The organism is Pseudomonas sp. NFACC16-2, assembly GCF_900119205.1.
GTDB lineage: Bacteria > Pseudomonadota > Gammaproteobacteria > Pseudomonadales > Pseudomonadaceae > Aquipseudomonas > Aquipseudomonas fluorescens_Q.
In genome coordinates this window covers 20,377-27,155 of sequence record NZ_FPIX01000061.1, presented here as the reverse complement: position 1 = coordinate 27,155, position 6,779 = coordinate 20,377, and the positions used below count along the sequence as shown (strand labels likewise).

Annotated in this window: 6 protein-coding genes and 1 pseudogene; 4 read left to right on the top strand and 3 right to left on the bottom strand. The window is 59.7% G+C overall.

Annotated features, from left to right (window positions below):
* A pseudogene (locus BT116_RS28295) lies at window positions 1-273 on the top strand (IS110 family transposase); the annotation flags it as partial.
* Between the two features lie 144 nt (window positions 274-417).
* On the opposite strand, the gene BT116_RS28290 reads toward BT116_RS28295, so the two are convergent.
* Together BT116_RS28290 and BT116_RS28285 are read right to left on the bottom strand one after the other, a co-directional pair.
* Entirely contained in the window at window positions 418-1,239 is an 822-nt protein-coding gene (locus BT116_RS28290) for an aldo/keto reductase (protein ID WP_072348912.1), read from the bottom strand.
* A gap of 102 nt (window positions 1,240-1,341) precedes the next feature.
* Window positions 1,342-2,493 carry an aldose epimerase family protein gene (locus BT116_RS28285; protein ID WP_072348910.1) on the bottom strand — a complete coding sequence of 384 codons (1,152 nt, stop codon included), beginning with the start codon at window positions 2,491-2,493 and terminating at the stop codon, window positions 1,342-1,344.
* 298 nt (window positions 2,494-2,791) lie between these two features.
* Between BT116_RS28285 and BT116_RS28280 the strand changes: the two genes are divergently transcribed.
* From BT116_RS28280 to BT116_RS28270, 3 genes are all read left to right on the top strand, one after another.
* The gene (locus tag BT116_RS28280) at window positions 2,792-3,541 is read left to right on the top strand and encodes a hypothetical protein (protein ID WP_072348909.1); all 750 of its coding nucleotides are present in this window, start codon (window positions 2,792-2,794) and stop codon (window positions 3,539-3,541) included.
* A gap of 107 nt (window positions 3,542-3,648) precedes the next feature.
* Window positions 3,649-4,434 (top strand): sulfite exporter TauE/SafE family protein, encoded by a 786-nt coding sequence (locus BT116_RS28275; RefSeq protein WP_063322060.1) that lies wholly within the window; start codon window positions 3,649-3,651, stop codon window positions 4,432-4,434.
* 262 nt (window positions 4,435-4,696) lie between these two features.
* On the top strand, window positions 4,697-5,245 hold the full coding sequence (locus BT116_RS28270; RefSeq protein ID WP_072348907.1) for a DUF4174 domain-containing protein: 549 nt from the start codon (window positions 4,697-4,699) through the stop codon (window positions 5,243-5,245).
* A 172-nt stretch (window positions 5,246-5,417) separates the two neighbouring features.
* Here BT116_RS28270 and ampC read toward each other — a convergent pair whose 3' ends face one another.
* Window positions 5,418-6,566 (bottom strand): class C beta-lactamase, encoded by a 1,149-nt coding sequence (gene ampC, locus BT116_RS28265; protein WP_072348905.1) that lies wholly within the window; start codon window positions 6,564-6,566, stop codon window positions 5,418-5,420.
* Window positions 6,567-6,779 lie beyond the last annotated feature (213 nt).

Sequence of the window (6,779 nt, the reverse complement as noted above, 5' to 3'; positions counted from 1 at the left end):
CAGGCCCTGAAGCAGGCTGCTTCCAGTGCCCGTAACGACAAGAGCTTTATTGGCGCCAGTCACCGCGCCAGACTGGCCCGCATGGATACCTCATGCGCGATCAAAGCTACCGCCCATCAACTGGCCCGGTTGATCTACGCCATGCTGACCAAAGGACAGCCTTATGTGGAAAAAGGCATAGAGGAGTTTGAGGCCCAAAGTCGTAATCGCCAAATTAGAGCCTTGCAACGCAAGGCTACTAAGTTGGGTATGAGGGTGGTCGATGCAGCTTAAAAGCTTTTTAAAAACAGAGGGTTGTATTTTGTTTGATGAGAGCTTGCTCCCGCTCGATCGCGAAGCGATCGCAAAAGGGGCCGTTGCGCAGCCCAGCGGGAGCAAGCTCCCTCGCCCCAAAAAAAGGCGCCAGGCCCGGGGAAACTAAACCATCGCCAACCGCTGCTTGCCCTGGGGCTGGGGAAATATCAGGTCGAGGGCGGCCAAATCCTGCGGTTCCAGCTTCAGGGTCGCCGCCTCGGCATTCAAACGCACATGCTCAGGCTTCACGGCCTTGGGAATGGCAATCACATTGTCCTGGCGCAACAGCCAGGCCAGTGCAATCTGCGCCGGTGTGGCGCGATGGCGTTCGGCGATCTGTCCCAGGGTGTGATCCTTGAGCAGGTGCCCGCCCTGACCGACCGGGCAGTAGGCCATGATCGGCATGGGCCGTTGCTGGCACCAGGGCAGCAGGTCGAATTCGATGCCGCGTTCCTGCAGGTTGTACAGCACCTGGTTGGTGGCGCAGGCCGGCGAGGCAAGCTCCTCGAGGTCATCGACGTCAAAGTTCGACACGCCCCAACGGCCGATCTTGCCTTCTTCGCGCAGGCGTTCGAACGCTTCGACGGTTTCTGCCAACGGGTACTGCCCGCGCCAGTGCAATAGATAAAGGTCGATGTAATCGGTGTCGAGCCGGCGCAAGCTGCGTTCGCAGGCCAGGGGAATGCCTTTGCGACTGGCGTTGTGGGGATAGACCTTGCTCACCAGGAAAACCTGGTCCCGCAGGCCGGTGATCGCCTCGCCAACGACTGTCTCCGCACCGCCTTCGGCATACATTTCCGCCGTGTCGATCAGGGTCATGCCCAGTTCGATCCCCAACCGCAGGGCCGCGACTTCTTTCTTGTGATGGGACGGTTCCTCACCCATGCGCCAGGTGCCCTGGCCGATTACCGGTACGGACACACCCGCCAATTCCAGCGTCCTCATGCCTATCTCCTGTTTTTTTGCTTTGACGTGTGGCAGCAGGATAGACCAAGTGTTCAGTGTTGATCGTTCCCACGCGAGCATGGGAACGATTCGGCGGGGGCGTTACTTCGCGGAGAACTTCAACACCATGGTCTGGGTGTAGGTCTGGCCCGGATCAAGCCGCGTCGAAGGGAAGTTCGGCTGGTTGGGCGAGTCGGGGTAGTGCTGGGTTTCCAGGGTGAACGCGCCCCAATGCGGATAGACCTTGCCTTGCTTGCCCTTGACGGTGCCGTCGAGGAAGTTGCTGGTGTAGAACTGCACGCCAGGTTCGGTGGTGTAGAGCTGCAGGCGGCGTCCGGAGTCCGTGTCGTACACCTCGGCGGCCAGTTTGCTCACGTCACCCTTGGCGTCCAGCGCCCAGTTGAAATCGAAGCCGCCCTGTTTCGGTTCGGCGAACTTGAGTTGCGGGTGATCGGCCTTGATATGGGTGCCGATGGCGGTGGGTTGGGTGAAGTCCATCGGTGTACCGGCCACGGGGGCCAGTTCGCCGGTGGGGATGAGTTTGCCGGTGACCGGCGTGTAGTGGGCTGCGTGCAGGGTCGCGAGCTGCTCGAGGATGTCGCCGTTACCGGCCCCAGCCAGGTTGAAATAGCTGTGGTTGGTCAGGTTCAGCACTGTGGGTTTGTCGGTGGTCGCCTTGTAATCGATGCGCAACTCGTTCTGTTCGTTGAGGCTGTAGGTGACGTCGGTCTTCAGCGTGCCGGGAAAGCCCATCTCACCATCCGGTGACACGTAGGTCAGGGTGACGCCCACCGAGTCCTTTCCATCATGGGGCTGGGCCTTCCAGACACGTTTGTCGAAACCTTGTGGCCCACCGTGCAGGGAGTTGCCATGGTCGTTCTGCGGCACCTGGTAACGCTTGCCGTCCAGCTCGAAGGCCCCATCGGCCAGGCGATTGCCGAAGCGGCCGATGGTGGCGCCGAAATACACGCTGCCGTTCTTCTGGTAGCCCTGCACGTCGTCGAAGCCGAGCACGATGTCGGCGGCCTTGCCGTTTTTGTCCGGCACGCTCAATGACTGGAGGATGCCGCCGTAGGTGATGACCGTGGCCTCCATGCCGTGACTGTTGCGCAGCACGAATTTTTCCACCGCCGTGCCGTCGTCGGTTTTGCCGAACGCACCGCGTTCGTTGGTCAGGCCGGCAGCCTGGGAAGCCGAGGTGGCGATCATCAGAGACACTCCGAGGGCCGTGAGCAGTTGTCTGGATTCAAGCATGGTATGACCTTCCTTCCTGTTGTTTTGTTGTTGTTTTGAACGCGGGGCGAGTCCGCTACTGGTCGGACAGCGCTGAAGGTTTTTCTGGTTAGTAGTCTTTCTATTTGATGGGTGAGAAGGGATTTATAGCCATTAATGAGGATTTATCAATTAAAAAGTAAGACTAATTGCGTGATTGGGTCGTTGCTGAAGACCGAGGGTTTTCTCCAGGTACTGCACTTTTGTGATTTTTGCCGCTCTATCCATGGCCTGGAAGCGACGACCCCCCATCGCTTCCCCATGCCCAGACCGAGATTCGATGGCCGGTGTTTTTTATCCTGTGACGAGATTGCGCCGCTGCTGCCTGGCTTTGTTGGTCGGTGTGTCGATGCTGTTCAGCGGCGGCTGCAGCCATCAGCAGGGACGGGACATGGTCACCCAGTTCAGCAACGCCAGGCCCCAGGAGTTTTTGCAGACCAGCGTCGACCGCATGGCCACGTTGTCGATGCACGACAATCTGCAAAGCCTCTATTTGCTGATGAACAAGCTGTACCTGCGCAACCCCGAGGAGCTGCGCAAGTCCGGTTTTCTCGACGCTCGCACTGCGGAAAAACAGGTGCGCATGGCCATCGAGCAGCAACAGCCGTTGCCGACCCTGGGTGGCAAGAAGGACCTGGCGGCCCTGAGCTACGCCATGAGCCCGGAGTTTCTCGGTGATCGGGTAGGGGCGTTCATCTATGCCATTGGCAGCATGCTGGTGACCGCGCACGGCAATCGCCTCGAGTTCTACATGACCGACACCATCGACCCGCGTTTTGTCAGCAACGCGGCGCGCAATATCGAAAAAGCCACCTGGCTGCTGAGTCAGCGGCAGAACAAGGACGGCAAGCTGTTGCTGTTTTCCAATGAGATCTCGGAGGAGGGCAGCAACCTGAGTTTCGCCGTGGAGTTTGGAAAAATCGTCGCCCGATTGGACCTGCTGACCCAGATGCTCGATGAGCGCTACCGGCGAATCGGCTTGAATTACGCCCAGAGCCTGCTGTTCCTCAATTTCCTGCCGGTCCAGTGAAATGACGGAAAAGGAATAAAGATAGATCACATCGATATAGGGGGTTATAAGAAAAATCGCTATGCTCGCGGCCAGATTTTTCATGCGGTCGTGCTGAGACGGGTTTAATGGATTTCGGTAATGTCGGTTTAGTCGTTGCAGGCCTGGTGGTCGGCTTCATCGTTGGGATGACCGGCGTCGGCGGTGGTTCGCTGATGACCCCGATCCTGTTGTGGTTTGGTATCAACCCTGCGACGGCGGTGGGTACTGACCTGCTGTACGCAGCCATTACCAAGTCTGGCGGTGTCCTGGTTCATGCAAAAAATCGCAACATCGACTGGGCTATCACTGGCTGGCTGACGTTGGGCAGTGTGCCGGCGGTCGGCTTGACGCTGTGGTTTCTCAGCAGCCTGCACAGCTCCCCCGACGCCATGAACGCGGTGATCAAGCAAGCCTTGGGCTTTGTGTTGTTCGCCACCGCCCTGGCCATCCTGTTCAAGAAACGCTTGCTGCAATTCGCCCATGACCGCGCCGGCGGGCACTACAACCCCACTGGCACGCGTCTGAATGTGCTCACGGTCATCACCGGCCTCGTGCTCGGCACCATGGTCGCCTTGACCTCCATCGGCGCTGGCGCCCTGGGCACCGTTGCGCTGTTCATCCTCTACCCGTTCCTGGTCACCAAGCGCCTGGTGGGCACCGAGATCGCCCACGCCGTACCGCTGACCCTGGTGGCTGGCCTGGGCCATGCGAGCATGGGCAACATGGACTGGCACATCCTGGGTTTCCTGCTGATCGGTTCGTTGCCGGGGATCTACCTGGGCAGTCATTTGTCGGGACGCATCTCCGACGAACTGCTACGACCGTGCCTGGCGGTGATGCTGGCGATGATCGGGTTCAAGCTGGCGTTCTAGAACGATCACTCTGGTCCAATGTGGGGGCGAGCTTACTCGCGATAGCGATCGAACCGTCGACCTCGATGTTGATTGTCAAGCCGCTATCGCGAGCTCCCACAGTGGTCCCCGCTCCAACTCTCGCGCCATACTTTCCTTACGGTTGCGCAATGACCCCCCTGGCCTAAGCTTCAAGTCAGGCAGGCGCAGTATTGAGCGACTCTCGCGGAACAATCGCCGCCCTGTGCAATCAGTACAGCGTAAATATCAAAAGGAGAGGCGCATGCTCATTCGGTCGTTGACCTTCGCTACCTTGCTGGCCATCGCCGGCCCCCTGTTCGCTGCCGATAGCGACTCACCCCTGGTGGCGGATGCAGGCAGGGCACGCCCCCTGATCGTTATCGCGCCGAGTACGGTCGACCCGGCCTGGGTCAGCCTGAAAAAGGCCTTGGATGAACCAGCAGGCAAGCAGGGTTTTTCCGAGCGCAACATGGTGCTCTACACCGTACTCAATACCATTGGGCAGCGCGATGGCAAGGACCTGGACCCGCAAAGCACCATGGCGCTGATCCGCTCCCTCAAGCTGGGCGCCGGGGCTCAGACCAAGATCATCCTGGTGGGCAAGGACGGGGAAAAGAAGCTTGAGCATTCCGGGGCGATCGAACTGAAAGACCTCTTCGATGCCGTCGATAAACTGCCTGCGGCAGAAAAAGAAGCGACACCTCCAGCCCCACCACCCGCGCCAGAGCCTGCACCAGCCAAGGATGCGAAAGGCGCCAAGGCTGGCAAGGCAGTCAAGCCGGCGGCTGCGGTGAAGCCGTTGGACGATTGATCTAAAGGTCGATGAGGTCCCTTTTGTGGCGAGGGGATTTATCCCCGCTGGGCTGCGCAGCAGTCCCAAACCAGACAACTCGGTGTGTCAGGAAGATTGAGTCCGCTGCTTTAGGGCTGCTGCGCAGCCCAGCGGGGATAAATCCCCTCGCCACAGTGACTTACTCAACCTTCTACTGCGCTTGCAGCGCCGTCAGGATCCGGTGCGCCGCCTTCACCCGTTCCTCAATCGGATAATTCTTGTTCGCCAACAGCACGATGCCCATGTTTTTACCGGGCACGAAAGCCACGTAGGCGCCAAACCCGTTGGTCGAGCCGGTCTTGTTGATCCAAGCATTGTCCGGTGCAGGGCGGGGCGGATCGAGCGGTTCTACCTTGTTCGGCGCCATGGCCATCTGCGGTGCATTGCCGGCCAGCAACGTGTCCAGGCCGATCGGATAAGGGTAGAACTCCCAGCCCAGCCCTTGTGTCATCCCACCAACCGAATAGAACCCGGTATGGGTGGTGGCGATGGCTTTGCGCAGATCGGCGTCGAGTTTTTCCGGCTGCAGGTTGGCCTCGACGAAGCGAATCAGGTCCGATGAGCTGGTTTTCACCCCGTAGGCCTCGGAGTCCAGCACACCCGGGCCGACCCGGACGGGTTTGCCGTCCTTTGCATAGCCTTGGGCGTATCGGCCCAACTGATCCTGCGGCACCCGGAGATAACTGTGCTTGAGGCCCAGCCCGGGCATCAGCGTGTGCTCCATCACCTCATCGAATGGTTGCCCCAGGCTGCGGGCCGCGAGGAAGCCGAACAGGCCGATGCTCGGGTTTGAATAGACCCGTTGGGTGCCGGTCGGGTAGAGCGGTTTCCAGGTCTTGTAGTAATCGAACATCCGGTCTGGGTGGTCCGCCTCGTCGGGAAACTGCAACGGCAGGCCCCCGGGGGTGTAGGTGGCGAGGTTGAGCAGGCTGATGCCGTCGAAGGCGCTGCCGCGCAGCTCCGGGGCGAAGCGACTGGCCGGATCGGCCAGGGACAGTTTGCCCTGGGCCTGGGCATAGGCGCCCAGGGTAGCGGTGAAGGTCTTGCTGATCGAACCGATCTCGAAGAGCGTCTGCTCGGTGACCGGCTTTTTCGTGTCCTTGGCGGCGACACCAAAATTGAAAAACTGCCGTTGGCCGTTGTGCGTGATCGCTACCGCCATGCCCGCGATGTCCTGTTGCTTCATCAAGGGCTGGATGACGGCATTGACCGTGTCTTCAATGCGTTCCTGGGCAAAGCTTACGGGCGTTCCGCAGACCAGGAAAAAAATCCCGGCGAGTATCGATCTGGCAATTGGCATGGTGCAGCGTTCTCGTTGACCTTCCTGGAGGGGGCTCAATCTAGGGCGTTTTTGGCGGCCCGGCAATCCGAGGTTATCGGGCGAGGCATGTTTTCTGAGTCGTCTGACGGGGCTGCGGGAAACTTCCCACAAAACGGTCGGGTTACCCGACGCGACCGGACCTCAAGCCAAACCACACAAAGCGGCAGCCGCCGGGTAAACTCGCGGCTCTTT

What these genes read in the sequence shown, in the direction of transcription:
- BT116_RS28290 (WP_072348912.1), bottom strand. Translation starts at nt 1,239, where the DNA reads ATGAGGACGCTGGAATTGGCGGGTGTGTCCGTACCGGTAATCGGCCAG.
- BT116_RS28285 (WP_072348910.1), bottom strand. Translation starts at nt 2,493, where the DNA reads ATGCTTGAATCCAGACAACTGCTCACGGCCCTCGGAGTGTCTCTGATG.
- BT116_RS28280 (WP_072348909.1), top strand. Translation starts at nt 2,792, where the DNA reads ATGGCCGGTGTTTTTTATCCTGTGACGAGATTGCGCCGCTGCTGCCTG.
- BT116_RS28275 (WP_063322060.1), top strand. Translation starts at nt 3,649, where the DNA reads ATGGATTTCGGTAATGTCGGTTTAGTCGTTGCAGGCCTGGTGGTCGGC.
- BT116_RS28270 (WP_072348907.1), top strand. Translation starts at nt 4,697, where the DNA reads ATGCTCATTCGGTCGTTGACCTTCGCTACCTTGCTGGCCATCGCCGGC.
- ampC (WP_072348905.1), bottom strand. Translation starts at nt 6,566, where the DNA reads ATGCCAATTGCCAGATCGATACTCGCCGGGATTTTTTTCCTGGTCTGC.